This window comes from Pseudomonas sp. TH08, from assembly GCF_016651275.1.
Lineage (GTDB): Bacteria > Pseudomonadota > Gammaproteobacteria > Pseudomonadales > Pseudomonadaceae > Aquipseudomonas.
Genome location: NZ_JAEKEE010000006.1, coordinates 1 through 25,044 on the forward strand (window position 1 = coordinate 1; position 25,044 = coordinate 25,044).

At 57.3% G+C, this 25,044-nt stretch carries 26 protein-coding genes, 1 tRNA gene and 1 pseudogene; 15 read left to right on the top strand and 13 right to left on the bottom strand.

What is annotated here, in order from left to right; genetic code table 11:
• The 3 genes from JFT91_RS26290 to JFT91_RS26295 all read left to right on the top strand — a co-directional run.
• A partial coding sequence (locus JFT91_RS26290; protein ID WP_201234328.1) for a terminase large subunit domain-containing protein occupies nucleotides 1-1,812 on the top strand: 1,812 nt, incomplete at its 5' end.
• Nucleotides 1,724-2,593, top strand: a complete 870-nt coding sequence (locus JFT91_RS29805; protein WP_177409286.1) for a phage portal protein — start codon at nucleotides 1,724-1,726, stop codon at nucleotides 2,591-2,593. The genes JFT91_RS26290 and JFT91_RS29805, both read left to right, overlap by 89 nt.
• A 75-nt stretch (nucleotides 2,594-2,668) precedes the next feature.
• Nucleotides 2,669-2,926, top strand: coding sequence for an ogr/Delta-like zinc finger family protein (locus JFT91_RS26295; protein WP_064392752.1), 258 nt, complete (start codon nucleotides 2,669-2,671; stop codon nucleotides 2,924-2,926).
• Nucleotides 2,927-2,981: 55 nt separating this feature from the next.
• On the opposite strand, the gene JFT91_RS26300 is transcribed toward JFT91_RS26295, so the two are convergent.
• A complete protein-coding gene (locus JFT91_RS26300; RefSeq protein ID WP_201234329.1) occupies nucleotides 2,982-3,167 on the bottom strand; it encodes a hypothetical protein in 186 nt (61 codons plus the stop codon).
• A 102-nt stretch (nucleotides 3,168-3,269) separates the two neighbouring features.
• The gene (locus JFT91_RS26305) at nucleotides 3,270-3,617 is read right to left on the bottom strand and encodes a helix-turn-helix domain-containing protein (RefSeq protein ID WP_201234723.1); all 348 of its coding nucleotides are present in this window, start codon (nucleotides 3,615-3,617) and stop codon (nucleotides 3,270-3,272) included.
• 92 nt (nucleotides 3,618-3,709) lie between these two features.
• On the opposite strand from JFT91_RS26305, the gene JFT91_RS26310 reads away from it, so the two are divergent.
• The 8 genes and pseudogenes from JFT91_RS26310 (at nucleotide 3,710) to JFT91_RS26345 (ending at nucleotide 9,979) form a co-directional block, all read left to right on the top strand.
• Nucleotides 3,710-3,910, top strand: coding sequence for a BcepMu_gp16 family phage-derived protein (locus tag JFT91_RS26310; protein ID WP_095050509.1), 201 nt, complete (start codon nucleotides 3,710-3,712; stop codon nucleotides 3,908-3,910).
• 29 nt (nucleotides 3,911-3,939) lie between these two features.
• The gene (locus JFT91_RS26315; RefSeq protein ID WP_201234330.1) at nucleotides 3,940-4,413 is read left to right on the top strand and encodes a YmfL family putative regulatory protein; all 474 of its coding nucleotides are present in this window, start codon (nucleotides 3,940-3,942) and stop codon (nucleotides 4,411-4,413) included.
• A complete protein-coding gene (locus JFT91_RS26320) occupies nucleotides 4,410-4,775 on the top strand; it encodes a hypothetical protein (RefSeq protein ID WP_201234331.1) in 366 nt (121 codons plus the stop codon). Before JFT91_RS26315 ends, JFT91_RS26320 begins: the two co-directional genes overlap by 4 nt.
• 75 nt (nucleotides 4,776-4,850) lie before the next feature.
• Nucleotides 4,851-5,084 (top strand): hypothetical protein, encoded by a 234-nt coding sequence (locus tag JFT91_RS26325; protein ID WP_064392761.1) that lies wholly within the window; start codon nucleotides 4,851-4,853, stop codon nucleotides 5,082-5,084.
• A gap of 2 nt (nucleotides 5,085-5,086) precedes the next feature.
• Nucleotides 5,087-7,884: pseudogene (locus JFT91_RS26330) on the top strand (toprim domain-containing protein).
• Nucleotides 7,885-7,899: 15 nt separating this feature from the next.
• Entirely contained in the window at nucleotides 7,900-8,193 is a 294-nt protein-coding gene (locus tag JFT91_RS26335; RefSeq protein WP_201234332.1) for a hypothetical protein, read from the top strand.
• A gap of 63 nt (nucleotides 8,194-8,256) precedes the next feature.
• Complete coding sequence (locus JFT91_RS30330; protein WP_518524899.1) at nucleotides 8,257-8,667, top strand: hypothetical protein; 411 nt, start codon at nucleotides 8,257-8,259, stop codon at nucleotides 8,665-8,667.
• A 106-nt stretch (nucleotides 8,668-8,773) separates the two neighbouring features.
• On the top strand, nucleotides 8,774-9,979 hold the full coding sequence (locus JFT91_RS26345; RefSeq protein WP_201234333.1) for an Arm DNA-binding domain-containing protein: 1,206 nt from the start codon (nucleotides 8,774-8,776) through the stop codon (nucleotides 9,977-9,979).
• 192 nt (nucleotides 9,980-10,171) lie between these two features.
• On the opposite strand, the gene JFT91_RS26350 is transcribed toward JFT91_RS26345, so the two are convergent.
• From JFT91_RS26350 to JFT91_RS26370, 5 genes are all read right to left on the bottom strand, one after another.
• Nucleotides 10,172-10,939 carry a hypothetical protein gene (locus JFT91_RS26350; RefSeq protein ID WP_201234334.1) on the bottom strand — a complete coding sequence of 256 codons (768 nt, stop codon included), beginning with the start codon at nucleotides 10,937-10,939 and terminating at the stop codon, nucleotides 10,172-10,174.
• A gap of 171 nt (nucleotides 10,940-11,110) precedes the next feature.
• Nucleotides 11,111-11,329: a hypothetical protein gene (locus JFT91_RS26355; protein ID WP_201234335.1), complete on the bottom strand. Its 219-nt coding sequence runs from the start codon at nucleotides 11,327-11,329 to the stop codon at nucleotides 11,111-11,113.
• Nucleotides 11,330-11,402: 73 nt separating this feature from the next.
• Nucleotides 11,403-12,272: a P63C domain-containing protein gene (locus JFT91_RS26360; RefSeq protein WP_201234336.1), complete on the bottom strand. Its 870-nt coding sequence runs from the start codon at nucleotides 12,270-12,272 to the stop codon at nucleotides 11,403-11,405.
• A gap of 322 nt (nucleotides 12,273-12,594) precedes the next feature.
• Nucleotides 12,595-12,684: transfer RNA gene (locus tag JFT91_RS26365), tRNA-Ser, on the bottom strand.
• 8 nt (nucleotides 12,685-12,692) lie between these two features.
• On the bottom strand, nucleotides 12,693-12,842 hold the full coding sequence (locus JFT91_RS26370) for a hypothetical protein (protein ID WP_201227296.1): 150 nt from the start codon (nucleotides 12,840-12,842) through the stop codon (nucleotides 12,693-12,695).
• Nucleotides 12,843-12,980: 138 nt separating this feature from the next.
• Here JFT91_RS26370 and JFT91_RS26375 point away from each other — a divergent pair, with 138 nt between their 5' ends.
• The 3 genes from JFT91_RS26375 to JFT91_RS26385 all read left to right on the top strand — a co-directional run bounded on the left by JFT91_RS26375 (nucleotide 12,981) and on the right by JFT91_RS26385 (nucleotide 15,716).
• The gene (locus JFT91_RS26375) at nucleotides 12,981-13,670 is read left to right on the top strand and encodes a crotonase/enoyl-CoA hydratase family protein (protein WP_201227297.1); all 690 of its coding nucleotides are present in this window, start codon (nucleotides 12,981-12,983) and stop codon (nucleotides 13,668-13,670) included.
• 217 nt (nucleotides 13,671-13,887) lie between these two features.
• Nucleotides 13,888-14,610 carry a lysophospholipid acyltransferase family protein gene (locus JFT91_RS26380; protein ID WP_201234337.1) on the top strand — a complete coding sequence of 241 codons (723 nt, stop codon included), beginning with the start codon at nucleotides 13,888-13,890 and terminating at the stop codon, nucleotides 14,608-14,610.
• 134 nt (nucleotides 14,611-14,744) lie between these two features.
• Complete coding sequence (locus tag JFT91_RS26385; protein WP_201227299.1) at nucleotides 14,745-15,716, top strand: magnesium and cobalt transport protein CorA; 972 nt, start codon at nucleotides 14,745-14,747, stop codon at nucleotides 15,714-15,716.
• Between the two features lie 141 nt (nucleotides 15,717-15,857).
• Here the strand turns inward: JFT91_RS26385 and JFT91_RS26390 are convergent, their stop codons facing one another.
• The 3 genes from JFT91_RS26390 to JFT91_RS26400 form a co-directional block, all read right to left on the bottom strand.
• Nucleotides 15,858-16,586, bottom strand: coding sequence for an amidotransferase (locus JFT91_RS26390; protein ID WP_201234338.1), 729 nt, complete (start codon nucleotides 16,584-16,586; stop codon nucleotides 15,858-15,860).
• A gap of 94 nt (nucleotides 16,587-16,680) precedes the next feature.
• Nucleotides 16,681-18,825 carry a 3-hydroxyacyl-CoA dehydrogenase NAD-binding domain-containing protein gene (locus tag JFT91_RS26395; RefSeq protein ID WP_201234339.1) on the bottom strand — a complete coding sequence of 715 codons (2,145 nt, stop codon included), beginning with the start codon at nucleotides 18,823-18,825 and terminating at the stop codon, nucleotides 16,681-16,683.
• Nucleotides 18,826-18,849: 24 nt separating this feature from the next.
• Nucleotides 18,850-20,055: an acetyl-CoA C-acetyltransferase gene (locus JFT91_RS26400; protein WP_201234340.1), complete on the bottom strand. Its 1,206-nt coding sequence runs from the start codon at nucleotides 20,053-20,055 to the stop codon at nucleotides 18,850-18,852.
• A 584-nt stretch (nucleotides 20,056-20,639) separates the two neighbouring features.
• On the opposite strand from JFT91_RS26400, the gene JFT91_RS26405 reads away from it, so the two are divergent.
• Nucleotides 20,640-21,461, top strand: a complete 822-nt coding sequence (locus tag JFT91_RS26405) for a c-type cytochrome (protein WP_201234725.1) — start codon at nucleotides 20,640-20,642, stop codon at nucleotides 21,459-21,461.
• Between the two features lie 119 nt (nucleotides 21,462-21,580).
• Here JFT91_RS26405 and JFT91_RS26410 read toward each other — a convergent pair whose 3' ends face one another.
• From JFT91_RS26410 to JFT91_RS26420, 3 genes are read right to left on the bottom strand one after another with little or no spacing between them, the layout of a single operon-like run.
• Nucleotides 21,581-22,390 (bottom strand): transglutaminase family protein, encoded by an 810-nt coding sequence (locus tag JFT91_RS26410; protein ID WP_201227303.1) that lies wholly within the window; start codon nucleotides 22,388-22,390, stop codon nucleotides 21,581-21,583.
• Nucleotides 22,387-23,337: an alpha-E domain-containing protein gene (locus tag JFT91_RS26415; RefSeq protein ID WP_201227304.1), complete on the bottom strand. Its 951-nt coding sequence runs from the start codon at nucleotides 23,335-23,337 to the stop codon at nucleotides 22,387-22,389. Before JFT91_RS26415 ends, JFT91_RS26410 begins: the two co-directional genes overlap by 4 nt.
• A 12-nt stretch (nucleotides 23,338-23,349) precedes the next feature.
• The gene (locus JFT91_RS26420) at nucleotides 23,350-24,759 is read right to left on the bottom strand and encodes a circularly permuted type 2 ATP-grasp protein (protein ID WP_201234341.1); all 1,410 of its coding nucleotides are present in this window, start codon (nucleotides 24,757-24,759) and stop codon (nucleotides 23,350-23,352) included.
• Between the last annotated feature and the right edge of the window lie 285 nt (nucleotides 24,760-25,044).

Below are 25,044 nucleotides of genomic sequence, written 5' to 3' on the forward strand. Positions count from 1 at the left end.
GACGAACTGGAGCGACTGACGGGCCTACTTGAGCGGCTGAAAAAACTTGCGGGCAAACCTGCGCAGGCGGCGCCGTCGGACGCACCGGACGAGCCTCGCGAACGCAAGCCTGGTCAACGCCGTGAACGAGGCGAAAGCAGCGGTAAGAAGCGCGAAAAGAGGGCCAAGAACGACGTTAGCGGCCTGACCGAAGTGGACTTCCTCGATAAATTCATCTCGAAAATGTACGGCTACCAGAAAGAGCTGTTCGAGGCGAAACAGAACCCACTGACTCGCCGTGTCCGAAACATCCTCAAAAGCCGTCAGGTCGGTCTGACTTACTACTTCGCCGGCGAAGCGTTCATGGACGCCGTGCTGAGCGGTGACAACCAGGTGTTTCTGTCGGCCAGCCGATCGCAGTCCGAGATTTTCCGCAGCTACATCATCCAGTTTGCACAGCAGTGGTTCGGCATCGAGCTTACGGGTAACCCGATCACCCTCAGCAACGGCGCGGAACTGCGCTTTCTCAGCACCAACAGCAGCACCGCCCAGGGCTACCACGGCCACGTCTACGTGGACGAATATTTCTGGATCCGTGACTTCGAAAAACTCAGCACCGTGGCCAGCGCCATGGGCACACACAAGAAATGGCGCAAAACCTATTTCTCAACGCCCAGCGCCGTGTCGCACCAGGCGTATCCATTCTGGTCGGGCGAGGAATTCCGCAACAGCAAACGCGGCAAGAAGGCCGGCGGTGTGTGGCCCAGCGAAGCGGCCTACACGCAGGGCGCGCTGTGTCCGGACGGCCAGTGGCGCAAGACGATCACCCTGGACGACGCGATCGCCGGCGGCTGCGATCTGTTCGACCTGGAGCAGCTGCAGCTGGAGTACGACGAAGACAAATTTCAGCAGCTGTTCTACTGCAAATTCATCGACAGTACGCAAAGCGCATTCAGCCTCAAGGATCTGGAGCGTTGCTACTCGGATCTGTCGTTGTGGGAGGACTACAACGCAGAGCTGGATCGGCCGTTCGGCAACAGTCCGGTCTGGCTGGGCTACGACCCGAGCCGCACCCGCGACGACGCCACCTGCGTGGTCATCGCGCCGCCACTCGAACCCGGGGCGAAGTTCCGCATTCTGGAGAAGCACAGCTGGCGGGGCCACTCGTTCACCTATCAGGCCGCACAGGTCAAGAAGCTGACCGAGCGCTTCAACGTCCAGCACATCGGCATTGACGTCACCGGAGTGGGTTACGGCGTGTTCGACCTGGTGCGCGACTTCTACGCCAAAGCGACGCCAATTCACTACAGCCTTGAGGCGAAAAACGCCCTAGTGCTGAAAGCCCAGGACACGATCCAAGGCAGTCGCATCGAGTGGGACGCCGGCTGGACGGACATCGCGCAGGCATTCCTGACCATCAAGCGCGGCGCCACCAACAGCGGCCAGATCACCTACAGCGCCTCGCGCACCGACGCCACCGGCCACGCCGACATCGCCTGGGCGGTTATGCACGCCTTGGCCAACGAACCTTTGAACACCAACAAGCGGCGTCGTAGCCGCTACGTCACGAGTAACCAGACCAGCTATGGCCAACCGCAAACGCAGAAAACAACACGTAGCCCAACCACCGCAGCAGCCCATGCGCTCATTTACCTTCGGGGAACCGGAACAGGTGCTGTCCGGCAACATCGGCGAGTACGTGGGCGTGTTCCCCAGCGACGACGGCAAGATCTACAAGCCGCCGGTGTCACGGGCTGGTCTGGCCAAGCTGCTGCGCGCCAACGCGCACCACGGCGCCATTCCAAAATTCAAACGCAACCTGCTGTTGCGTGAGTTCATCCCCTCGGCAGGCTGCAGCACGGAGACGATGGGACGCGCTGGGCTGGACTACATGGTGTTTGGCGAATCGTATTTCTACAACGACACCAATGCGTTCGGCCAAGTGCTGGAGCTGCAGCACCTGCCCGCCATCAACATGCGAGTAAAGGTCGACGGCGGCTTCGTAATGCTGCTGCCCGACAACAAGGAAATGGAGTTCGAACAACACGAGATCTCCCACGTCCTGGACTACGACGTGGAACAGAATATTTACGGGATCCCGGATTACTTGGGCGGTCTGCAGGCGCTGCTGCTCAATGAGGCGGCCACCCTCTTCCGCCGTCGGTACTACAGCAACGGCGCGCACGCCGGTTACATCTTCTACACCAACGATCCTGATCTGACCGAGGAGGACGAAGACGAGCTGCGCGCACAGATCAGTGCCAGCAAGGGCGTGGGCAACTTCCGCTCGATGTTCGTCAACATCCCCAACGGCAAAGAAAACGCGATCCAGATCATCCCCGTGGGTGACTTCCAGGCGAAAGACGAACTGGAGAAGGTGAAGAACATCACCCGAAACGACGTTATCGCCGCCTGGCGCATGAACCCGGCACTGGCCGGCATCATCCCGGAAAACACCGGTGGTTTCGGAGACATCGAAAAGATCGATCGCGTATACACCAGCAACGAGATCCGGCCGATCTGCCAGTTGTTCAACCAACTGAATGACAAGCTGCGAGAAGACAGGCGCTTTAGCTGGAAACCCGCACCTGAAGCAGTGGATACAACTACATGAAAAGCCACGCAGAGAGAAAGCCACTACAGATTATGGCAATATGGTGGCGATCAGCTGCCCCTGGGGAGGGACACAATGAGAGTTGTATGCAATTGCGGACACAAGGGCCGGATTGCCTCGCGGGAAGAGGTAACCAGAGCCTTTGTAAAACTGTACTGCCAGTGCCTGGACGCAAAGTGCGGGCACACATGGGTGGCGAATCTGACGTTCTCGCACACGCTCAGTCCGTCATCGCAGACATTCGAGCGGATGTTGATCGATCGTTTGCGGGAAATGCCCAGGGCGAAGCAGCGGGAGCTTTTCGAGCAGTTGGGATCGCAGGCGGTGGCGTAGCTACAAACCGCCAACGCTATAGCGCCGGCGATCGGGATCATTCAAAGAATGACGGTCAGCCCCCTACTTTCTCCTTTGGGTTGATTGCCAGTATCTCGGCCACACGGCGAACCTGTTGCTGTTCAACGCGGCTCAGCCGGCGATACAGATCGATCAGTCGACGCTCGATGTCCGTGAGTACGGCAGTTTCCGACCCGGCGTGTTCGAGGTTGATGTGATCGTTCTTCTTGCGATCCAACATGCTAACTACTCCATAAAGTGCATTGCTGAACGGACTTTATGGAGTGTGCGTAACTGCATTGGAATAAGAGATACCCCAATGACTGTACGGGAATGTTGCGAGTTAAGACCGTTGCCGGGCGGCGTCGTCTGCCATCGCTTCAAGGAAACGACGAATCGCCTTCTGATCATCATCAGGGATCGACCTGAATTGCATGATCATCTGTTCTTCCGAGGGGCTAAAAAGTTGGCCCAATGGTGTTGCACGATGTCCCGTAAGCACGTAAGCCGCATCGACCCCCTTCTCTTCCAGGGCCGTGACATAACGAAGGTCTAGGGAGCTGGCTCCCAGTTCGTAGTTCTTTTGCGTTCCCCTACTGACTCCAAGTAGGACTCCAAACTCTGTTTGATTTAACCCCAAGCGCTCGCGCTCTTCCCTGAGGCGTTCACCTACTCGATCCGCTATGAGCATTTTTTTAGTCACCACCATTGACTTGATCATTTTTTTGACCAAGAATCACCACAGACAAACGCGAACAAACACAAATGAACAGAGGGAACACTATGCCCGCCACCATTACGCACGAGCAAGCCCGCGCGGCTCTCGATCGAAAGGGACTAAGTATCGCGGAGTTCAGTCGCAAGCATGGGCTGAACAAAAATTTGGTCAGCGACCTTTTGAACGGTCGGATCAAAGGTCGCCGAGGGGAGGCACATCGCGCCGCCGTGCTGCTAGGCATCAAAGACGGCGTAATTGAACAGTAATCGCGGCGCTCAACAGGGAAAAGTAGAAGTTGAAAAGTCCAATCCTAGACACCCGCAAAGAAGTCATGAGCGAGATCATCCGCAGTTACACCGGCGGACGCGAAGCCGCTGCTGCGCGCTTGGGTCTTAAGCTCAAAAAGTTCGACAACCATGCCTATGAGAATGCCGGTTGCAGTCCCCTCAGCGACTTACAGATTTTCATGCTCGAGCAGGACTGTGGAACTCAACACTTCCCCACTTACGTCGCTTCGATGTATGGGGGACTGTTCGTACCGGTGGCCGATCCTGAAACGCTCGACAACGTCGAACTTTACAAGCGCTCCGTGCAGGTTTCTGCAAAGCGAGGTTGTGTTGATCAAGCAATTGCCGCTGCTCTTGAAGACGGTTCGATCAGTGATGAAGAAGCCGAATTCATCATGGACGCGCATAACCTCCACGTAGCAGCAAGGCACGCAGAAGTGCTGGCTGCCATCGCTCTCTATCGCGCAGGAAAGGCTCAATGAATAATTTGTCTGCAGTACCGGAATACCAGGATGTCCTGCAGAGCGCCGCGCTGGCGTTTCTTGAGCGTCACCACTGCGAACATCTGAGCGACGATCAGCAACTGTTCAGCCGAGCTGTTCAACACCTGGTTGCAGACTACGACGTGCAAACGCAGGTCGCTGAAAAGATCGTTCACCTGGCAGGCACCACCATGGTCGCCGTTCGCGATCGGCAACGCCTGAACATCCAGAGCAGCACGTCGACGCACACCGTGATCGTTGATCCGGTGACCGGCCGACAATGGGCCGTACCGGTCAGCCTCATCTATGAGCGAATCATCAACGCGCCGGACCTTGGCCGCTTTCGCTTAGCCAACTTGTAACACCACCCCTCAAACAAACGCCTGCCCCGCACTCCGTGGGTTTGGGTGAGCTGCGCCCGAAATCGAGGTTTCAAGATGGGAAACGCCGTAATTCTGACCACCCAGCTGCCACCTGCAGAGGCCGAAGCACTTCTGGCTGCGATGCGTGAGCAGTACCGCTTGAGCCTCAACGACTACTGGTACGCGGATGAATACCGGTATGTCCCGCAAGAAAAACGGCACAGCTCGATCCTCGAAAGAACGCCGGTGATGGCCGCCCAGAAACGCCTGATGGCCGCCCTCTCCCTCAGCCTCAAAGCAGTGAAGTAATCATGAAAGAAGATCTCCGCGACGACGTGTTGCTCCGCCTTCAATCCGACTTCGGACTGACGCACCGCAAGGGCACCGATTACATGCGCGGCGGCACTTGCCCCAAGTGCAAGAAAAAGGAGCTGTATTCCCGATTCGATACGCCATGGATGGTGATCTGTGGTCGTCCGGAAAAGTGCGGCCACACCCTGCACGTAAAAGAGCTGTACGACGATTTGTTTGAGGACTGGAGCAAGCGAGCGCCGGCGACGGACCAGCACCCTAACGCCACTGCACGGGCTTATCTGGAGTTTGCCCGGGGCTTTCGATTTGAGCTGATCCAGGGATGGTTCACGCAGGAAAGTTTCTACTCGCCCGAACACAATGCGGGCAGCGCCACGGTGCGCTTCGCCCTGGAAAAAGGCGGCTGGTGGGAACGGCTGATCGATCAGCCGCACCGTTTCGGCAAGATGAAAGCGCGCTTCAAGTCCAAGGACAGCTATCGCGGCGTCTGGTGGTGCCCCCTTGCGTCGACCTGCTTGAGGTCAAGGAAATCTGGATTGTCGAGGGGATCTTTGACGCCATCGCTCTGGTGCACAACGACATCGCGGCCGTATCGGCCATGTCGTCCAACGCATTCCCTGGCGACTCGCTCAAGGCCCTGATCAAAACCCGTGAGGGCGGCAAGGTGCCCAAGTTGGTCTGGGCGCTGGACAACGAACCGAGCGCCAACGCCTACACTCGGCGCTGGGTCCGCGAAGCCCGTGCCCTGGGTTTCGTCTGCGAGTCAGCACAGATCCCGCAACGTGACGGCCGCAAGTCTGATTGGAACGACCTGCACCAGCGCTGGAGCTTCATTCAGGACGACACCAAGCGCGCCGACCAGATCGCTACGGACCTCAAACAGGCCCGCCACCTGGGCGCCCTGCTGCTGGCAGAAAGCGCAGCGGAAAAGGCCTTGCTCATGTACGACTGGAACAAGCGCGGGGAATTTCACCTGGGCTTTGGCAGCCGTCTGTACTGGTTCAAGTTGGACATGGAGAAATTCAACCGGGCCATGTCCGACATCGAGGACAGCGAGAACCACGACGACCAGTTGCTCAACCAGGCGCAACAGCGCGAGAAGGCGCTGCAGCAATCCGGCAGCGTCGTGGAGATTGCCAACTGCTACCCGCAAGCCTTGTACTTCCAGCGCAACGAAGTCACCGACGAGTCCTGGTATTACCTGCGCGTGGACTTCCCGCACGACTCCGAAAGCGTGAAAAACACCTTCACCAGCGGCCAGCTGTCCGCCGCCAGTGAATTCAAAAAACGCCTGCTCGGCATGGCCGCCGGCGCCATGTTCACGGGCAGTGGTCAGCAGCTCGACAAGCTGATGAAGGACCAGCTGTTCGGCATCAAAACCGTGTCGACCATCGACTATGTCGGCTACAGCAAGGAATACGCCTGCTACGTCTATGGCGATATCGCAATCAAGGACGGCACCACCTACAAGGTCAACAGCGAAGACTATTTCGAGTTCGGCAAGCTGCGCCTAAAAACCCTGCAGAAAGGCGTCCCGATCAAGCTGCAGCGAGACGGCAAAGACTTCAACGAGCAGTGGGCGCGGTTGCTGTGGACCTGCTTCGGCGCCCAGGGCTTCGTCGCGCTGGTGTTCTTTTTCGGCTCGTTGTTCTGCGAACAGATCCGCGCGCGTTACCAGTCCTTCCCGTTTTTGGAAGCCACCGGAGAAGCCGGTGCCGGCAAAACCACCCTGCTCAATCTGCTGTGGAAACTGCTCGGACGCGAAGGCTATGAAGGTTTCGACCCGATGAAATCGACCAAGGCCGGACGCTCGCGCCTGATGGGCCAGGTGTCCGGCATGCCGGTTGTGTTTCTTGAGGCCGATCGTCACAGCGACGATCGGGCACACGCAAAAACCTTTGAATGGGATGAGCTGAAAGACTTCTACGGCGGCGGCACGCTGGCCACCAAAGGCGTCAAGACAGCGGGCAACGAGACGTATGAACCGCCCTTTCGGGGAACGATCGCCATCAGCCAGAACGCCGCCGTGGTGGCTCACGAAGCGATCATGACGCGCATCGTCAAACTGCACTTTGTGCGCCCGACCGTCACCCCGGAAAGCCGTGCGGCCGCTGACCATTTGAACGCACTGGACGGCGGCAGCCTCAGCCACTTTCTGTTGCGCGCCGTAGGCAAGGAGTCCGCGGTGCTCGATCTGTTCGCCCAGCGCATGCCCGAACACGAAGCGAAACTGCGCCGCCTGCACACGCATTGTTTTGCCTGCAGTACGGCCTATGTCAGCGACCAAGGCAACTGCTGCAGTTGTGGTTATGACCTTCGCGGCTATATCCGAGTGGAGCGGATCAGCAAGAACCACGCACAACTGCTCTCGCTGCTGGACGGGCTGCGCCTGGTGCTGAAATTGAGTGATCCGCAAGTCGCCGCCACGCAACGGCAAATCGTCCGTATGGCGATCGAGCGCCAGGCCTCGATCAGTTCCGACCATCCGGCCGTCGCCGAATTCTGGGAGGTCTACGACTACCTCGAATCCTTGAGTGAGGACCCTGTGGTCGACCACAGCAGTGACCCGGCCGTGATCGCCATCAACCTCAACGAATTCTGCGAGCGCGCCGCCGAACACAAACAGAAGCTGGCTGACGTGGCCACGTTGCGCGACCTGCTCAAGGAGTCTCGATCGCGCAAATTTCTCGACAGCAACAAGGCCGTGCACAGCGCCGTACGCGCCGCCTTCAACCATCGCAACCCCGTTTCACAACCCCGGCCGACCACGGTCAAGTGCTGGACATTCAAGGCGTAAAGGAGAGCAAGACCGATGCAGATCCAAGTGTTTATGGGCAATGCCGGCGACGGCCGAACCAACAAGCTCCAGTCGGTCCAAGACCGGCTGGACTTCACCGGGCAAAGCGCACCGATCATCCAGGCCGGTGCGTACGGGGAGGAAGGTTTACTGCAGATTCTGGAAGTGCGGGCCGCCGCTGGCCAGCGCGAAATCTTGGTGGACGACTGCAGCAGGCAACAGATCCTGCGGGTCCTGGAATGGCAATCATGTGTTGAGCATGAGCCGGATTTTGACGGCCTGGTGATCCACCTGGCACGAAAGGACTGATCTAAAAAACAGTGCCGAGGAGTTGCAGCTCCTCGACACCCGACCACTTACGAGGACCATACCATGCAAGCACAGAGCCCCAGCAGCAGCGGCACGAAGGCTACCACACCGGCGCGGCACCTGGTGGCGACCGCGATCATCGGCGCCGCCGTCATCGGCTACCTGGTGCATAAAACCCCTGAAGCCCGAACGCGCCTGGAAAGCCTCAGCCAGATGGCCAGCACCCTGGGCGACCTGAGCGAAACGGATGTCGCCGTGATCAGCCAACTGCTGGCCACCCCGGCCACTGGGGGGCGTCCCGCCATGACCAATGACCCTGCCGCAACACCGGTGCGCCGCTTTCCCTGGAACATGGATCACACCAGCGTGTGCGACCAGTGTGGCAAGTGGCGCGCTCAGGGCAATCACCAGGCCTGCAGCCGGCGGCGTCAGCTGTTAAATGCCCACCTGCGCCGGCACAAGCCCAAACCATAAGCCGCGTCCACCAGAAGACGCGCTTGCAGATACTTGGCCCGGAAACGGGCCTTTTTGTTTTCGATCGTCAGACTGTCGACATACGAGTACAGCGTTAGGGGTTTACATGAGTGGGGTCGAAGCTCGCGGCAAGTCCGTGAGAATCTATTTTCAATACAAAGGGGAGAAATGCCGGGAAACGGTTCCGGGCGGTAATACACCGGCGAACGTGGCGCAGGCCAGGCGCTTGGTCGACATCATTGAATACGAGATCCAGACCGGCACCTTCGATTACGCCCGGCACTTTCCCAACTCGCCCAGGCTGGTAGAAAACACCTTCGGCCATTACCTGGATCTGTGGTTGAAGATAAAGGCCAACAGCGTAGCGGCCTCGAGCTACCGAGGTTACGCCAACAAGGCCGAAGTGCATGTGCGGCCACGCTGGGGCAAGGTCCAGATTAACCAGATCGATCACTTGGACCTGCAGGAATGGATTCAGGACACGCTGTCGAAAACCCTGAAGAACAAGACCATCCGCGACATCATCAGCAACGTGCGCCAGGTGTTTCGCTTGTACCGCACGCGGATGAAAGTCGCCCATGACCCGACTGAAGGATTGATGGTCCGCCTGCCCGATCCCGAAACACCGGACCCGTTTACCCGCGCCGAAATCAAACAGATCCTCGACACCCCGACCAGCCGCACGCAGGAACTGCTGATGGTGCAGTTCATGTTATGGGCAGGTCCGCGTGTATCGGAAACGATTGCCCTGGCTTGGGAGGATGTCGACTTGGCGCAAGGCACAGTGACTTTTCGCCGGTCCAAGGTGCGCGGGGCTTACCGGGTAACGAAAACCCGTCGTTCGACGCGGCGGGTGCGTCTGCTGGCACCGGCATGGGATGCCCTCTGCAAGATCGATGCGCTAAACCGAAACAGGAAAGCGGAGACCGTGGAGATCGTTGAGCGGGACAACAAGACCGTGCGGCGCCACAAACTACACTTCGTTTTCCTGAACACGAAAAGCGGTCTTCCGCACGCCAACGACTTCGTGGTCCGTGACCGGTTTTTCAAAGCGCACCTGCTCGCTGCAGGCGTCCGCTATCGAGGCCCCGGGCAGTGCCGGCACACCTACGCCAGTCAGTTGCTGACCACCGGTGTGGCGTCGATCGACTGGATCGCCGAGCAGATGGGGCACACCAATGGCAACATGATCCGGCAGCACTACGGGACGTGGATCAATGAGGACGGTCCGGATGTTGTGGGCATGCTGCAACTGGCGTTAAATTTATCGCCGGTAGCAGCTGAAAATACTGAATTCACTAGCCGTCAGTAGGTAGGGACCAGTGGTACCCATTGGTCAGGATATTGGTCAGTCAGCCTAATGGAGGATGGTGGCCAAACTCCTATAAAAAAGCCCCCACACCTGGCAAAGGTGTGGGGGCCTAATGAACATAAACGGCGATCTATTTATCAGTCGTCAAAGTCAGTAATTGGCCAAAAGCGGACGTTCCATCGACGCAGGCAATTATTCCGGAATGAATGTCCATACGATACCCTGTCGCTTATCTTCTGGAGGCAGGTGCTTCTTCAAGCGACTGATTTCAATAACCTTATAATAACTTTTGCCCCATTTATCAAGGCGCTGAGGAGCGCGGCACAAAACTGTTTTCGGGATGAAACCAGGCTCAAAGTCTTTCGGCTTAGGCTTACGGTGCTCAAAGGCGATCCACTTTTGGGTGGCATCAACGAGCGCCTGACATTTAATAAAACAGTAGACTCCACAACACGAAAAAATCGTCAGAAGTACAATTGGCCCAAGATACGCGAACCGAGCAGTATCGGTCGCCGCCCAACCAGCAAGCGTAATCCCGGTATTACTAAAATACATCGCTGCGATCATTCCAGCGGCCATAAACGAAGTTACAAGACACACTGACTGCATATCTGCGTAATATTTAATTTTAGCCTGTCGAACCTTAATGCGCAAAATCGGATCATCAATTGTTTCTGTTGATGCCTCCTTGCACCTTGGAATTTTCTTGTAGCCGGCCTTAATCATTAACTTTCGCACTTGATATGCACGCCCTCCCCACACCAAAAACGCCAGGCCCATATACAAAAACAAAGCAACTAACGCGAACAAGGCCAGCTTGTCAGGAGAGAAAAGCACTTTAGAGGCTGAAGACTCGGGATTTTCGAAGGCAATCACTGCCGCAGCACATGCTGTAAAGGTGTTGCTCGCCACCAGTGACGTGATATCAAATGAGCGAGCCACCAAAGTTTTAGGTGTCATTAACGAAAATACCCCAACGCAGATTAATTCACATGCTCTTACTAGGGAGCATGATGGTCCTTTGAGTTTTGTTGTTTTAAATCACTTTAAAGATAGTGCTATTGCAACAGATTAGCTTGATCGCTCGAACATCACTTGCGATATCGCGTTCTTCGGCTTTCTGGCAGTTCCCTAGGACTGCCGTAGTTGCATAATCGCATCTGTAATTGCTTTCGCATTTTTATCCAGGGTTTCCATAGCCCCCGCTGCGTTATCTGCAACGCTCTGAGCGCCATTCTCTGAGAGCCACTTTGTGACCTCATCTATCGCAGCGCCTAGAGCATGCTGGTTGTGCAGAAGCAACGTTAAAGCATCTGCCATGGCAATGTTGGCGTGTGAGTTATCTGGCATGCTGATCATCCTTTATTTGAAGCGAGTGGATAATCATTCATCCACTCTATCGTTTTTTTATTAGAATCCGAAGCTACTTCAAACCTAAAGAGAGCTGCTCTTTATAATTAGCCCCAAACACGCGATCAAAATTATTCTTAAACTCAACCACACCATTTGAAAGCTCCATGACTGTAATGAGCTTAGTGATGTGTTTTTCTAAGTGAGGAATACCGATATCACCGGACAAAAATTGGTGATGTTTTCTCACACGATTCCCTGATTCGTTTTTTGGATTCTTTTCACGCAACTCTTTAAGCACGCCCGAAGGGAGGTGTTCGTAGACATACTCGTTCGTGAATTTACCTAGATATTGAGGGTGCGTCATTTTCAGAGGGTCATATTCCCAGCCGTAGAGACGATATAGCTCTTGATAGTATTTTCTTGGGAATCGTGCCTGCCATTTCAGAAGATCTTCAGAAATGTACGCTTTGAGAATTGTTTGCAGCGCGTTACTTTCGCGCTCATATTGATAGCCGGTTGCCTCATCGATAAGAGCGGCGATACCAACCTTCGCGAGAGCACGGATAAGAATATGTGCTTGAAGAACAATTTTCTCCTGACTCTCCAGCAGCGCATTTACATCGTTTGCTGTGAGGTACAACTCGCATATCAGAGGGATTAATTCGGCATTGTGGCCCGATGCAATCTTTCCCGTGGGTGAGTAATAGTGTACGACAGCTGATTTTTCTTTAAGCTCTTCGGAGATAAATGGAAGAAGGTTTTTAGCCCCGATCACAGAGGGCAATCCGTCAATGCGCTTCTCACCCTTCCTTGGACGATCAAATGCATCGAACAGCGCGGTTTGCGTAATAATTCGCATACCGTTGCTCAACACTGCACATGAAATCGTTTTATCGCCGATTATTAGCTCACCCCGGTGGGTGCACTCAAAAACTTCCATAATGTTTCACCACGGTCACTGATTTTGTAATCGAATAGTGACCACGATGGTCACTAATGTCAACGAAAAATAGTGACCATTTTTAAACGGATGGGAAAACACGAGGAGCGAGTACAGACGTATTCTTCTGGCTGAAATTAACCATGGTCCGAGCCATCGGCGACCGGATGTGACTTCCCGCTTACTAATTCAATCGGCTCAATTTTCCACTCCGGAACAGGGATCTGTCCCAGATCTGTCCCATATGACCATTTTTCAGACGCCAAAAACCACAAACCCCCGACTTTCTCTAGGAAAATCAGGGGTTTGTGTTTACTGAATGTGGCGGTGAAGGAGAGATTCGAACTCTCGATACAGTTTCCTGTATACACACTTTCCAGGCGTGCTCCTTAAGCCACTCGGACACTTCACCGTATCTCTTCAAACATGTTCTGTCTGTCGAGGCGCGCTAATGTAGTCGAAAGCTTTTCCGATGGCAAATTTTTTTTGCAGAATTTTCATGCGCTTAAGAGAAAAAGCCGTTTGCGCTGCTGACGGCCCATGGCAAACCGGCCAATCTTCGGTGGCCATGACCCTTCTATATAGAAGCAGAACGGCGCACTACGCAGGCTGAGCCGGGAATCGGTGACCGGCGGGTCAGTCACGGCGCTTTACCTGGCCTGCGGCGGTGGGTAACGTCTGCCCATCTTTCTTACAAGGAATAGCGTCATGAGTGAGTTGATTTCTTACCACCTCGAAGACGGTATCGCGACCCTGACCTTGAGCAATGGCAAGGTCAATGCCATTTCCCCGGACGTGATTGCGGCGTTTAACGCGGCGCTGGATCAGGCGGTGACTGATCGTGCCATCGTGATCATTACCGGTCAGCCAGGGATTCTGTCCGGTGGCTATGATCTGAAAGTAATGACCGCTGGCCCTAAAGAGGCCGTGGCGCTGGTGACCGCCGGTTCGACGCTGGCGCGACGGCTGCTCTCTCACCCTTTCCCGGTAATTGTTGCTTGCCCGGGTCATGCCGTGGCCAAAGGTGCTTTCATTCTGTTGTCCGCCGACTACCGCATCGGCGTCGATGGGCCGTTCAGCATCGGTCTGAACGAAGTGCAGATCGGCATGACCATGCACCACGCCGGTATTGAGCTGGCCCGTGATCGCCTGCGTCGATCGGCCTTCCACCGCTCGGTAATCAACGGTGAAATGTTCGATCCGAAAAGCGCTGTGGATGCTGGCTTCCTCGACAAGGTGGTTTCTGCCGAGGAGCTGCAAGGCGCCGCTCTCGCAGCCGCGCGTCAGTTGAAGAAAATCAACATGACCGCGCACAAGAACACCAAGTTGAAAGTGCGTAAGGCGCTGCTGGATGCCCTGGATAACGCGATCATTCAGGATCAGGAGCATCTGGGTTGATAGCCCGGTTGCAGCGATGAGAAAAAGCCCGACCATCGTGTCGGGCTTTTTCTTGCGCGCACTGTTGAAAATGCCGTGGCGGCTCTAGGACGCATCTGACAACCGACTCGGAAACATGCGCTTAAACATCGGCTATCTCCGGACTCTATAGCGGCAATTGCCGAAAACAGTGCACATCCGTACACTGCGCCACCTTTTGTGCCGGTGGGGCCTGCAAATGCTGTTTGTGTTTCGTATGTTATTGATGAGCCTGCACTTTATTTTGGCCGGTGTGCTGGGGGTGATCCTCGGGATATGCCGCCCGTTCAATCCGGACAATAGCCGTCTGTGCGCCCGCCTCTACGCGCTGCCGGCGATGTGCATTTTGAGTCTGCGGGTGAAATCAGACGTCAGCGGTTTGATGAACAAACCCGACAGCTGCGTGATCATCGCCAACCATCAGTCCAACTATGACCTGTTCGTATTCGGCAATGTCGTGCCGCGCCGCACCGTGTGTATTGGCAAGAAAAGCCTGAAATGGGTACCGCTGTTCGGGCAACTGTTCTGGTTGGCCGGCAATGTGTTGATCGACCGTGGCAATGCGCAGAAGGCGCGCCAGTCGATGCTCACCACGACGAACACCCTGCAGAACGAAAACACTTCGATCTGGGTGTTCCCGGAAGGTACCCGCAACCTCGGCGAAGACTTGTTGCCGTTCAAGAAAGGCGCGTTCCAGATGGCGATCGCTGCTGGCGTGCCAATCGTTCCGGTATGTGTCAGCAGCTACGTCAAGCACATGCGCCTGAACCGCTGGCGCAGCGGGAAAATTCTCATACGCTCGCTACCGGCGATTCCTACAGCCGGATTGACCATGGACGACATGCCCATGCTCATCAACCAGTGCCGCGAGCAGATGCGCGAATGCATCGAATCGATGGATCGGCAGTTACAAGCTGCTTAAAAAACAAACCCGCCCTGTGCGGGTTTTCTTTTGCCCAGTGAACTGTGCAGATTTCACTGACTCTCAAGCAGCGACACGGCTAAGCTGAAGCCTTTGAATTCCTGCCATCTGCCAAGAAGAAGTGAACCACCACCATGGGTCGAGTTGTTGCTGCTGCGGTGTACAGCGCGGGTAAAAAAGTCACCAATATTTCCCTCGATGAAGGCGCTGCCTGGGCTGCGAAAACCGGGCACTTTGTCTGGATCGGCCTGGAAGAGCCGAGCGCCCAGGAACTGTCTAACCTGCAACGTCAGTTCAACCTGCACGAACTGGCGATCGAAGATGCCCTGGAAAAACACAGTCGGCCGAAGCTGGAAACCTTTGGCGACGCTTTGTTTATCGTCACCTACTCGCCCATCCGAGAGAACGGCGTCTTGCAGTTCATCGAGACGCACATTTTTGCGGGCAAGGGCTACATCATCACCGCGCGAAACGGTCACTCGGCGTCCTACGCACATGTCCGCCAACGCTGTGAGGCGCGCCCACTGTTGCTGGAGCACGGGGAAGATTTCGTCCTCTATGCGCTGCTCGATTTCGTCATCGAGAACTATCAGCCCGTGGGCGAAGCGATTCATGCGGAGATTGATGAGCTGGAACGCAATGTGTTGTGCAGCGCATTGAATGAGCGCGACATTCAAAAGCTGCATGGCTTGCGCCGCGATGTCGTACGCCTGCGTCGCTATGCGGCTCCGATGGTGGAGATAGGCGAGGAATTGCAGAAACTGAGCTTCCCGTTTATCGACAAGAACATGCGCCCGTATTTCCGCGATGTGCAGATTCACGTCACGCGACAAATGGAAGACCTGACCACACTGGCCGACATCGCCAGTCAGACCATCGAGATCGGTGTATTGCTGGAAGCGTCACGACAGAGCGTGGTGCAACGCAAGTTTGCTGCCTGGGCGGCGATTCTGGCTTTTCCGACGGCAGTGGCGGGGATTTACGGGATGAACTTTCAGAATATGCCGGAGCTGAGTTGGCATTACGGCTACTTTGCCGTGCTGGGGTTTATTGCGGTGGGATGTGTGAGTTTGTGGGCGAGTTTCAAGAAGTCCGGGTGGTTGTAGACCTGTGGCGAGGGAGCTTGCTCCCGCCCGGCTGCGCAGCAGTCGCAATCCTCGCACTCATATTTTTGGCCATTGAATGTTGGGGGCCGCTTCGCCGCCCAGCGGGAGCAAGCTCCCTCGCCACAGAATCCGTATCAGGCTTTAAACGGCCTTAGCCTGAGGTTTGTGCGCCACAAACCGCATCATCCATTCCGCAACCGTAGCGCCATGGTGTTCCTGCTCCAGGCTGGCCACGCCCTTGCTGTAGATCTGCGAACCCAGCGCTTCCTGACGCAGATCCAGCAGCGCCCGCGAATAATCGTGAATGAATTCCGGGTGGCCCTGGAAGCACAGCACCTGATCATTGATGTGGTAAGCCGCAAACGGACAGAAATCGCTGGACGCAATCACTGTGGCGTTTTCCGGCAGAGCAGTCACCTGATCCTGATGGCTGATCAGCAGCGTCAGCTCTTCACGTACCGGGCTCATCCACGGCGCCTTGGCGGCGAGTTTGTAGTTGTGGGTGCCGACACCCCAGCCCTGCGTCGCACGTTCGCTTTTGCCACCGAGTAGCAGCGCCAACAGTTGATGGCCGAAACATACGCCAAGCAGTTTGTCGCCACGCTCGTAACGACTCAGCAGGTAGTCCTTCAGCGTTTGAATCCACGGGTCGGTACCGAACGAGTCGGCCTTGCTGCCGGTGACCAGGTACGCATCGAAGGTCAGTTCGTCACTTGGGTATTCGCCCTGCATCACGTTGTAGACGGTGAACTCGGCGGCAATCGGTTGCTGCGAGAACAGGCGCTGGAACATCTGCCCATAACCCTGGTATTGATCGACCAGTTCCGGACGCAGGATGTCGGTTTCCAGAATGCAGATGCGTAGCGACATAAAAAATACCTGACACGTGATGGGAATAATGAACACCCCAGAGCCTGCCTCGAAACACCCTGGCAAGGCAAGCCCCGACATCTGTTCACCGCCCTTAAAACAACTCGCCTTTCGCGGCTTTTTCAAGCAGCAGCGCAGGCGGAGCGAAGCGCTCGCCATATTGTTCAGCCAGATACTGCGCGCGAGCGACGAAGTCCTTCACGCCGTATTGGTTGATGAACTGCAACGCTCCGCCGGTCCACGCCGCAAAACCAATGCCGAAGATCGAGCCGACGTTGGCGTCCGCCGTCGAGGTCAGCACACCCTCCTCCACACAGCGCACGGTTTCGATGGCCTGCACGAACAGCAACCGATCACGCACATCCTTCGGTGAGATCTTCCCGTCGGCCTTCTCGAAGCGCGCTTTCAGATCCGGCCATAGATGCTTCTGAGCTCCGGCCGGATATTCATAAAATCCACCGCCGGCGGCTTTGCCCGGACGCTTGTATTCGTTGAGCAGCAAGTCAATCACGGCGAAGGCCGGGTGCTCAATCAGCGGTTTCCCTTCTGCTTGTAGGTCCTTGGCCGTTTGCTGACGGATATGGCTCATCAGGCTGAGGGAAACTTCGTCAGAGATCGCCAGAGGCCCGACCGGCATCCCGGCCTTGCGCGCTTCGGTCTCGATCATTGGCGCGCCCACCCCTTCACCGAGCATGGCGATGCCTTCATTGGTGAAGGTGCCGAACACCCGTGAAGTAAAGAAACCGCGACGGTCGTTGACGACGATCGGCGTTTTCTTGATTTGCAGGACGAAATCGAACCCACGAGCGAGGGTTTCGTCGCTGGTCTGCACGCCTTTGATGATTTCCACCAGCGGCATTTTCTCCACCGGACTGAAAAAGTGCAGACCGATAAACTTGCTCTGATCGGGTACGGCAGCCGCCAGACCGGTGATGGGCAGCGTCGAGGTATTGGAGGCGATTACCGCGTCAGCGCCAACCACCTGCTGCGCTGCCGACGAGACCTTGGCCTTGAGTTGACGATCTTCAAACACCGCTTCGATGATCAAGTCGCAGCCGGCCAGATCTGCGTCGTTTTCCGTAGCGACAATTCGCGCCAGCACGGCTTCACGCTGTTCAACGCTCATCTGGCCTCGGGCAACTTTCTTGTCCAGCAACGCCGCCGAATGCGCTTTGCCCTTCTCGGCTGCAGCAAGATTAATGTCCTTGAGCACCACGTCGATGCCTGCTGAAGCGCTGGCGAAGGCGATCCCGGCGCCCATCATCCCGGCTCCGAGCACGCCGACCTTTTGCGTTTTATACGGCGCAAAGCCCTGCGGTCGCGAACCGCCGGCATTGATCTGATTAAGCTGAAACCAGAATGTGCCAATCAGGTTTTTCGAGATCTGCCCGGTGGTCAGCTCGGTGAAATAACGGGTTTCGATCAAATGCGCGGTATCAAAATCCACCTGCGCGCCTTCAACCGCCGCACACAGAATCTTTTCCGGCGCAGGCAATGTGCCCTGGGTTTTGCTGCGCAGAATCGACGGCGCAATGGCGAGCATCTGCGCCACTTTCGGGTTCGACGGCGTGCCGCCAGGAATCTGATAACCCTTCACATCCCAACGTTGTACTGCTGTCGGGTTGGCGATGATCCACGCCCGCGCCTTGGCCAGGAGTTGATCGCGATCCGCCGCCAGTTCATCGATCAAACCGGCCTGCAACGCCTGCTGCGGGCGCACCTTTTTGCCTTCGAGCAGGTACGGCAACGCTTTTTCGATGCCGAGCATGCGCACTATGCGTACCACCCCGCCGCCGCCCGGCAGCAGACCCAGGGTCACTTCCGGCAAACCCAACTGCACCGAGGCATCGTCCAACGCCACGCGATGATGACAGGCGAGGCAGATTTCCCAACCGCCGCCGAGCGCCGCACCGTTGATGGCCGCCACCACCGGTTTGCCGAGTGTCTCGAGGGTGCGCAATTGCCCTTTGAGGGTCAGCACCATGTCGTAGAAGGCTTTGGCTTCCGGCTTGCCAATCTTGATCAGTTCATTGAGATCGCCGCCGGCAAAGAAGGTTTTTTTCGCCGAGGTGATGATCACGCCAGCCATGTGATCCTTTTCAGCTACCAGCCGGGCAACGCAGGCGGCCATCGCCTCGCGGTACACGGCGTTCATGGTGTTGGCGCTCTGGCCCGGCATGTCGATAGTCAGCACGACGATGCCGTCCTGGCCTTTTTCGTAACGAATGGCTTCGCTCATAACAAGGTTCCTTGAATTCGGGGCTCAGAGGCGTTCGATGATGGTGGCAATGCCCATGCCGCCGCCGACGCACAGCGTCGCCAGGCCAAAGCGCAGGCGCCGGGCTTCCAGTTCATCGAGCAGGGTGCCGAGGATCGCGCAACCGGTGGCGCCCAGCGGGTGACCCATGGCGATGGAGCCGCCGTTGACATTGACCTTGTCCGGGTCGACGGCCATGTCCTTGATGAACTTCAACACCACCGAGGCAAACGCTTCGTTGACCTCGAACAGGTCAATGTCTTCGACGCGCAGCCCGGCCTTGGCCAGCGCCTTGCGCGTGGCCGGCGCAGGGCCGGTGAGCATGATGGTCGGATCGGTGCTGGTGACCGCCGTGGCGACGATGCGCGCCCGTGGTTGCAGACCCAGCGCCCGCCCCTTGGCTTCGGAGCCGATCAACATCAGCGCTGCGCCGTCGACGATCCCGGAGCTGTTGCCCGGCGTGTGGACGTGATTGATTCGCTCGACATGGCTGTAGACCCGCAACGCCGTGGCATCGAAACCCATCTGGCCGATCATTTCGAAACTTGGCTTGAGCTTGCCCAGCCCTTCCAGCGTCGACTCGGCACGGATGAATTCGTCGTGATCGAGCAGGATGATGCCGTTCTGATCCTGCACCGGCACCAACGACTTGTTGAACGAGCCCTCGGCTCGCGCCCGCGCGGCTTTCTGTTGCGAGTGCAGCGCGTAGGCATCGACGTCCTGCCGGCTGAAGCCTTCGAGCGTAGCGATCAGGTCGGCGCCGACGCCTTGCGGGGTGAAATGGCTGTGCAAGTTGGTCTGCGGGTCCAGCGCCCAGGCGCCGCCATCGCTGCCCATTGGCACCCGCGACATCGATTCAACGCCGCCGACCACCACCAGATCCTCGAAACCCGAGCGCACTTTCATCGCGCCAAGGTTCACTGCCTCAAGGCCCGAAGCGCAGAAGCGGTTGATCTGCACACCCGCCACGCTGACGTCCCAATCAGCCACTTGCACTGCGGTTTTGGCGATATCCGAGCCCTGATCGCCAATCGGCGTGACGCAACCGAGCACCACATCATCGACCTGACTGGTGTCCAGCGCGGTGCGTTGTTGCAGCGCGGTCAGCAGACCGGCCACCAGATTGACTGGCTTGACGCTGTGCAAAGCGCCATCAGCCTTGCCTTTGCCACGGGGCGTGCGTAACGCGTCGAAAATCAAAGCTTGGGTCATGACGTCCTCGAACCTGTGCGGTGAGTGATTTCTTGTGCTCTCACTCTTGCCCTGAGCTGTCACGGATTCAATGACCACAGCGCTCAATGCGGTTGACGCACGCGCTCAGACGGACGGTCGTCGCCCATCAGGTGAACCGGTTCAGGTCAGCGAGTTGTCTAGCAAGCGGGCGGCAAAGAAGCTGGCAATACGCCTCATGCCTTTTTAATCGCTACTGGTAGCAACTCCATATGAAATGGATCTAAGCCAAGCGTGACGCGGGCCCTAAGGTAGTACATGTACGTCAGAGTCGTCGGGTTTTGCCGAGGCAGGCGTTCTTTAACAGGAAGTGCAGCGTTTGCCGTCATGGATATGCAGGCAGACATCAGGAAATAACAATAAAGGCGGTTCAGCCATGTTCAAACAACCGAAAGTCCGTCAAGCAGGGCTCATTCTTTTCGCCACGACGCTGTTGTTGATTTTGCCGAATCTGACCAAGGTCATCGGCTGACTCAAGCGGCAGGTGCTGTCATCGCCACTGAAAATGTGACTGGCCCGCTACCCGGGCCAGCGTGGCTGTGCCAACCTTTGCGCACTTCCACGACATGGACGACGATCATTTGAAAGTGCTCATTGTGTTCGGGGCTTTGCTGTTGAGCATGCCCTTGTCTGCCGCACAGCTGGATCTTCAGCTTGGCGCCAACAGTCGCACCTGGCAGACCGAGGAATTGCTCAAGCATCCTCAAGTGCAAACCCTGACGATCAAAAACGACGTGTCCTACAAGAAGAACATGACCTATCGCGTTGTGCCTGTGGCCGCATTGTTGACCGGAATCAAACCTGAAGATCATCTGCAAGCGGTGGCACTGGACGGGTTTGCCGCTGAGCTGGCCGCGGCGCCCTTGCTCAGCACCCAAGGCGCGCGTGCATGGCTGGCGATTGAAGACCCGGCCCAGCCGTGGCCACCGCTGTCAGCCGGCAAACACAGTGCCGGGCCGTTCTATCTGGTGTGGACTGACCCGCAGGCTGGCAACATCAGCCCTGAACAATGGCCGTTCGAAGTGGCGAGCATCAAGCGCATGGCACCGGTGGCCGAGCGCTTCCCTGCCCTGTTGCCTGATCCAGCGTTAAAGGCCGATGACCCGGTGAATCTGGGTTTCGCGTTGTTTCAGAAGAATTGCCTGGCGTGCCATCGATTGAACGGTGCGGGGGATGCGCAGTTTGGGCCCGATTTGAATATTCCGTATAACCCGACCGAGTATTTCGGCACGGATTTCCTCAAGCGCTACATTCGTGATCCGCAGAGTTTGCGTCAGTGGCCGCAGGCGAAGATGCCGGGGTTTTCGGCGGATGTGTTGCCGGAGGGGGATTTGCAGATGTTGATTGGCTACTTGCAGCACATGGCTGGGCGCAAGGTTAGGCCCTGAACCCATCCCCTTGTGGGAGTGAGCCTTCTCGCGATTGCGGTGGAACAGTCAGTATTGTTGTATCTGACATACCGCTATCGCGAGCAGGCTCACTCCTACAGGGGCTACGTGTGAGCCCGTTATTGCTGCTGCACGGAGATGATCGGCGCAGGGGTCGGCGAGACGAACACTTTTGCGTGCATCTGTTCACAGCCACCGCCCCGGCGCATGCCGCGTACCGGGCAGGCATCCAGGTAATCCAGACCCACCGCCAGTTTCAAATGTCGTTCCGGTCGGGCCAGTTCATTGGTCACGTCGAAGCTGTACCAGGCGTCATCCAGCCACGCTTCTGCCCAGGCATGGCTGGCCAGATGTTCGCAATCTTCGCTGTACAGATAGCCCGACACATAGCGTGACGGAATGCCGAGGCTGCGCGCGCAGGCCAGAAACGCATGGGTGTGATCCTGGCAGACACCCGCGCGCCCGGCGAACGCCTCGGCAGCGCTGGTATCGACTTCGGTCGAGCCCGGCGTATACGTCATGTGCTGATTCAAACCGTGCATCAAATCGATCAGCGCCGTGCGATCACGCCGTTGTTTGCAGGATTTTGCCGCAAACGCACGCAAGGCTTCATCTGCCTCGGTCAACCGGGTAAAACGCAGAAACGGCAGCGCTGACTGGCTTTCATGCTCGGCTTCACGCAGTTCGTCGATATCGACCTGACCACGGGCGCCAATGATGATCGCTTCGTGCGGCTCGTCCATGGTCAGCACATGCAGGATGTTGCCGAACGGATCGAGTTGCGCACGCACCGGGCGTGGCAGGTCGAGTTGCCAGCTCAATACGTGCTGGCGTTCGCTGTCGTGGGGTGTCAGTCGCAGGTACTGGATGCTCGCCCGCACCTTATCTTCGTAGTGATAGGTGGTCTCGTGGCTTATGGAAAGTCTCATGCAGCCTCCAGGTAGGAACTGTGAATAGCGTTACCCAACTGGCGCACCAGCGGGATGAACTCGGTCAGCCAGGCATGCAGGCCTTCCTCGAGAATTTCGTTGATGCCGGTGTAACGCAGGCGCGCGTCCATCTCGGCTGCCAGGCGTTGCGCCGGTCGGCCATTGGCGCCGGGCAATTGCGCAAGTATCTGGTCTATCTCTTCGGTGCACGCCCTTAACGAACGCGGGACATCGGCACGCAACAGCAACAGCTCGGCGACATGCCGGGCGCCGGGGGCGTCGCGGTAGATTTCGGTGTAGGCCTCGAACGACGACAGCGCGCGCAGTAATGCACTCCATTGATAGTAGGCGTGAGCCGTGCCGTCGCTGACCGCCTCGGCTTGATCGCCGGCCATCTCGTAACGAGCATCGAGCAGCCGCAGCGTGTTGTCCGCGCGCTCGATAAAGGTGCCGAGACGAATAAAACGAAACGCATCGTTACGCATGATCGTGCCGTAAGACGCGCCACGAAACAGGTGCGAACGCTCCTTGATCCACTCGCAGAAACGGCTCATGCCGTAGCGACTGAGGCCCTGCTCAGCGATCCCGCGAATCTCCAGCCACGTTGCGTTGATGTTCTCCCACATGTCTGCGGTGATGCGTCCGCGTACGGCATGAGCACTGGCCCGCGCCGCGCCGAGGCAGCTGTAGATGCTCGCCGGGTTGGCCGCATCAAGGGCGAAAAAGTGCAGCAACCGTTCGGCGTGCAGCGCGCCGTGACGCTCCAGGTAATCATCGAGGGTGCCGGTGATCAGCAACGGCATGGCCAATTCGTGCAGACCGTCGCCGCGACCGTCCTGCGGCATCAGCGACAGCGAATAACTGACGTCGAGCATCCGGGCGAGGTTTTCCGCCCGCTCCAGGTAACGCGACATCCAATACAGATCCGAGGCAGTTCTACTTAACATGGCAAGCTTCCTTCAATCCTCGACCACCCAGGTGTCCTTGGTTCCGCCGCCCTGGGAGGAATTCACCACCAGAGAGCCTTCGCGCAGCGCGACGCGGGTCAAACCGCCGGGCACCACGCGGGTTTCGCGACCGGACAAGACAAACGGGCGCAAGTCGATATGACGCGGCGCGATGCCGTTTTCGACAAAGGTCGGACAGGTCGACAGCGACAATGTCGGCTGCGCGATGTAGGCGTGGGGTTTGGCCTTGATCCGTTCGCGGAAGGCGTCGATTTCCGCCTTCGTCGACGCCGGCCCCACCAACATCCCGTAACCCCCGGAGCCTTGGGTTTCCTTGACCACCAGATCTGGAAGATTGGCCAGCACATGGGAAAGTTCAGACGGGTTACGGCATTGCCAGGTCGGCACGTTCTTAAGGATCGGCTCTTCGTCGAGGTAGAAACGGATCATGTCGGTGACAAATGGATACACCGATTTGTCATCTGCTACTCCGGTGCCGATGGCATTGGCCAGCACTACATTGCCCGAACGATAAGAAGACAGCAGCCCCGGCACGCCGAGCATTGAATCCGGATTGAATGCCAGCGGATCGAGGAACGCGTCGTCGAGCCGACGGTAGATCACGTCCACCGCTTTCGGACCGTCAGTGGTACGCATGAAGACTTTGTCGTCGCGCACAAACAGATCGGCGCCCTCGACCAGCTCCACGCCCATTTCCCGAGCTAGAAACGCATGCTCGAAGAACGCACTGTTGAAGCGCCCAGGCGTTAGCACCACCACACTGGGGTCATCAATCGGGCTGGAGCTTTTCAGGGTGTCGAGCAACAGGTTCGGATAGTGGTCGATCGGTGCGATGCGTTGCGCGGCGAACAGCTCCGGGAACAGGCGCATCATCATCTTGCGGTCTTCGAGCATGTAGCTGACGCCGCTCGGCGTGCGCAGGTTGTCTTCGAGCACGTAATAAGTGCCGTCGCCATCACGCACCAGATCGACGCCAGAGATGTGCGAATAGATATCACGGTGCAGGTCGAGCCCCTGCATCGCCAACTGATATTGCTCGTTGGCCAGCACCTGTTCGGCAGGAATGATCCCGGCCTTGATGATGCGCTGGTCGTGATAAAGGTCGGCGAGGAACATGTTCAACGCCTTGACCCGCTGGATGCAGCCGCGCTCGACGATCCGCCATTCGCTGGCAGGGATGCTGCGCGGAATGGTGTCGAAAGGAATCAGGCGCTCTGTGCCCTGCTCGTCCCCGTAGAGCGTGAAGGTAATCCCGGCACGATGGAACAGCAGATCGGCTTCACGTCGCCGTTGGGCCAAAAGCTCGTCTGGCGTGTCGGCCAGCCATCGGGCGAACTCCCGATAATGCGGGCGAACCTGGCCGCCGGCATCGTACATCTCATCAAAATAGGTGCGGATCATGCCGTACTCCTTGTCACCCGGACCTACAGGCCTTCGCAAGGCCCGTGCCATCGGCATAAACGCTTTGATTTCAATCGGTTGGATATTCACGCCACAGGCACCGCACCATTCCTGTGCGGCAAATGCCCCAACCTGAATGCCCCCGCTTCATTGCGACGCACTGCATCGCCTATCACCAGCATAGTCAGAGTTGATTTCACTGCCCGGCGCTGCTTGCGGATAATCCGCGCATTCGCTGCAAAACTTCCCTGCGCACAGCGCCGCGAAGTCGCCAGCTCAACTGAC

Excerpts from the sequence above, each read along its gene's own strand:
- JFT91_RS26295 (WP_064392752.1), top strand. The coding sequence starts at position 2,669 with ATGAGAGTTGTATGCAATTGCGGACACAAGGGCCGGATTGCCTCGCGG.
- JFT91_RS26300 (WP_201234329.1), bottom strand. The coding sequence starts at position 3,167 with ATGTTGGATCGCAAGAAGAACGATCACATCAACCTCGAACACGCCGGG.
- JFT91_RS26305 (WP_201234723.1), bottom strand. The coding sequence starts at position 3,617 with ATGCTCATAGCGGATCGAGTAGGTGAACGCCTCAGGGAAGAGCGCGAG.
- JFT91_RS26310 (WP_095050509.1), top strand. The coding sequence starts at position 3,710 with ATGCCCGCCACCATTACGCACGAGCAAGCCCGCGCGGCTCTCGATCGA.
- JFT91_RS26320 (WP_201234331.1), top strand. The coding sequence starts at position 4,410 with ATGAATAATTTGTCTGCAGTACCGGAATACCAGGATGTCCTGCAGAGC.
- JFT91_RS26325 (WP_064392761.1), top strand. The coding sequence starts at position 4,851 with ATGGGAAACGCCGTAATTCTGACCACCCAGCTGCCACCTGCAGAGGCC.
- JFT91_RS26335 (WP_201234332.1), top strand. The coding sequence starts at position 7,900 with ATGCAGATCCAAGTGTTTATGGGCAATGCCGGCGACGGCCGAACCAAC.
- JFT91_RS30330 (WP_518524899.1), top strand. The coding sequence starts at position 8,257 with ATGCAAGCACAGAGCCCCAGCAGCAGCGGCACGAAGGCTACCACACCG.
- JFT91_RS26345 (WP_201234333.1), top strand. The coding sequence starts at position 8,774 with ATGAGTGGGGTCGAAGCTCGCGGCAAGTCCGTGAGAATCTATTTTCAA.
- JFT91_RS26350 (WP_201234334.1), bottom strand. The coding sequence starts at position 10,939 with ATGACACCTAAAACTTTGGTGGCTCGCTCATTTGATATCACGTCACTG.
- JFT91_RS26355 (WP_201234335.1), bottom strand. The coding sequence starts at position 11,329 with ATGCCAGATAACTCACACGCCAACATTGCCATGGCAGATGCTTTAACG.
- JFT91_RS26360 (WP_201234336.1), bottom strand. The coding sequence starts at position 12,272 with ATGGAAGTTTTTGAGTGCACCCACCGGGGTGAGCTAATAATCGGCGAT.
- JFT91_RS26370 (WP_201227296.1), bottom strand. The coding sequence starts at position 12,842 with ATGGCCACCGAAGATTGGCCGGTTTGCCATGGGCCGTCAGCAGCGCAA.
- JFT91_RS26375 (WP_201227297.1), top strand. The coding sequence starts at position 12,981 with ATGAGTGAGTTGATTTCTTACCACCTCGAAGACGGTATCGCGACCCTG.
- JFT91_RS26380 (WP_201234337.1), top strand. The coding sequence starts at position 13,888 with ATGCTGTTTGTGTTTCGTATGTTATTGATGAGCCTGCACTTTATTTTG.
- JFT91_RS26385 (WP_201227299.1), top strand. The coding sequence starts at position 14,745 with ATGGGTCGAGTTGTTGCTGCTGCGGTGTACAGCGCGGGTAAAAAAGTC.
- JFT91_RS26390 (WP_201234338.1), bottom strand. The coding sequence starts at position 16,586 with ATGTCGCTACGCATCTGCATTCTGGAAACCGACATCCTGCGTCCGGAA.
- JFT91_RS26395 (WP_201234339.1), bottom strand. The coding sequence starts at position 18,825 with ATGAGCGAAGCCATTCGTTACGAAAAAGGCCAGGACGGCATCGTCGTG.
- JFT91_RS26400 (WP_201234340.1), bottom strand. The coding sequence starts at position 20,055 with ATGACCCAAGCTTTGATTTTCGACGCGTTACGCACGCCCCGTGGCAAA.
- JFT91_RS26405 (WP_201234725.1), top strand. The coding sequence starts at position 20,640 with ATGGACGACGATCATTTGAAAGTGCTCATTGTGTTCGGGGCTTTGCTG.
- JFT91_RS26410 (WP_201227303.1), bottom strand. The coding sequence starts at position 22,390 with ATGAGACTTTCCATAAGCCACGAGACCACCTATCACTACGAAGATAAG.
- JFT91_RS26415 (WP_201227304.1), bottom strand. The coding sequence starts at position 23,337 with ATGTTAAGTAGAACTGCCTCGGATCTGTATTGGATGTCGCGTTACCTG.
- JFT91_RS26420 (WP_201234341.1), bottom strand. The coding sequence starts at position 24,759 with ATGATCCGCACCTATTTTGATGAGATGTACGATGCCGGCGGCCAGGTT.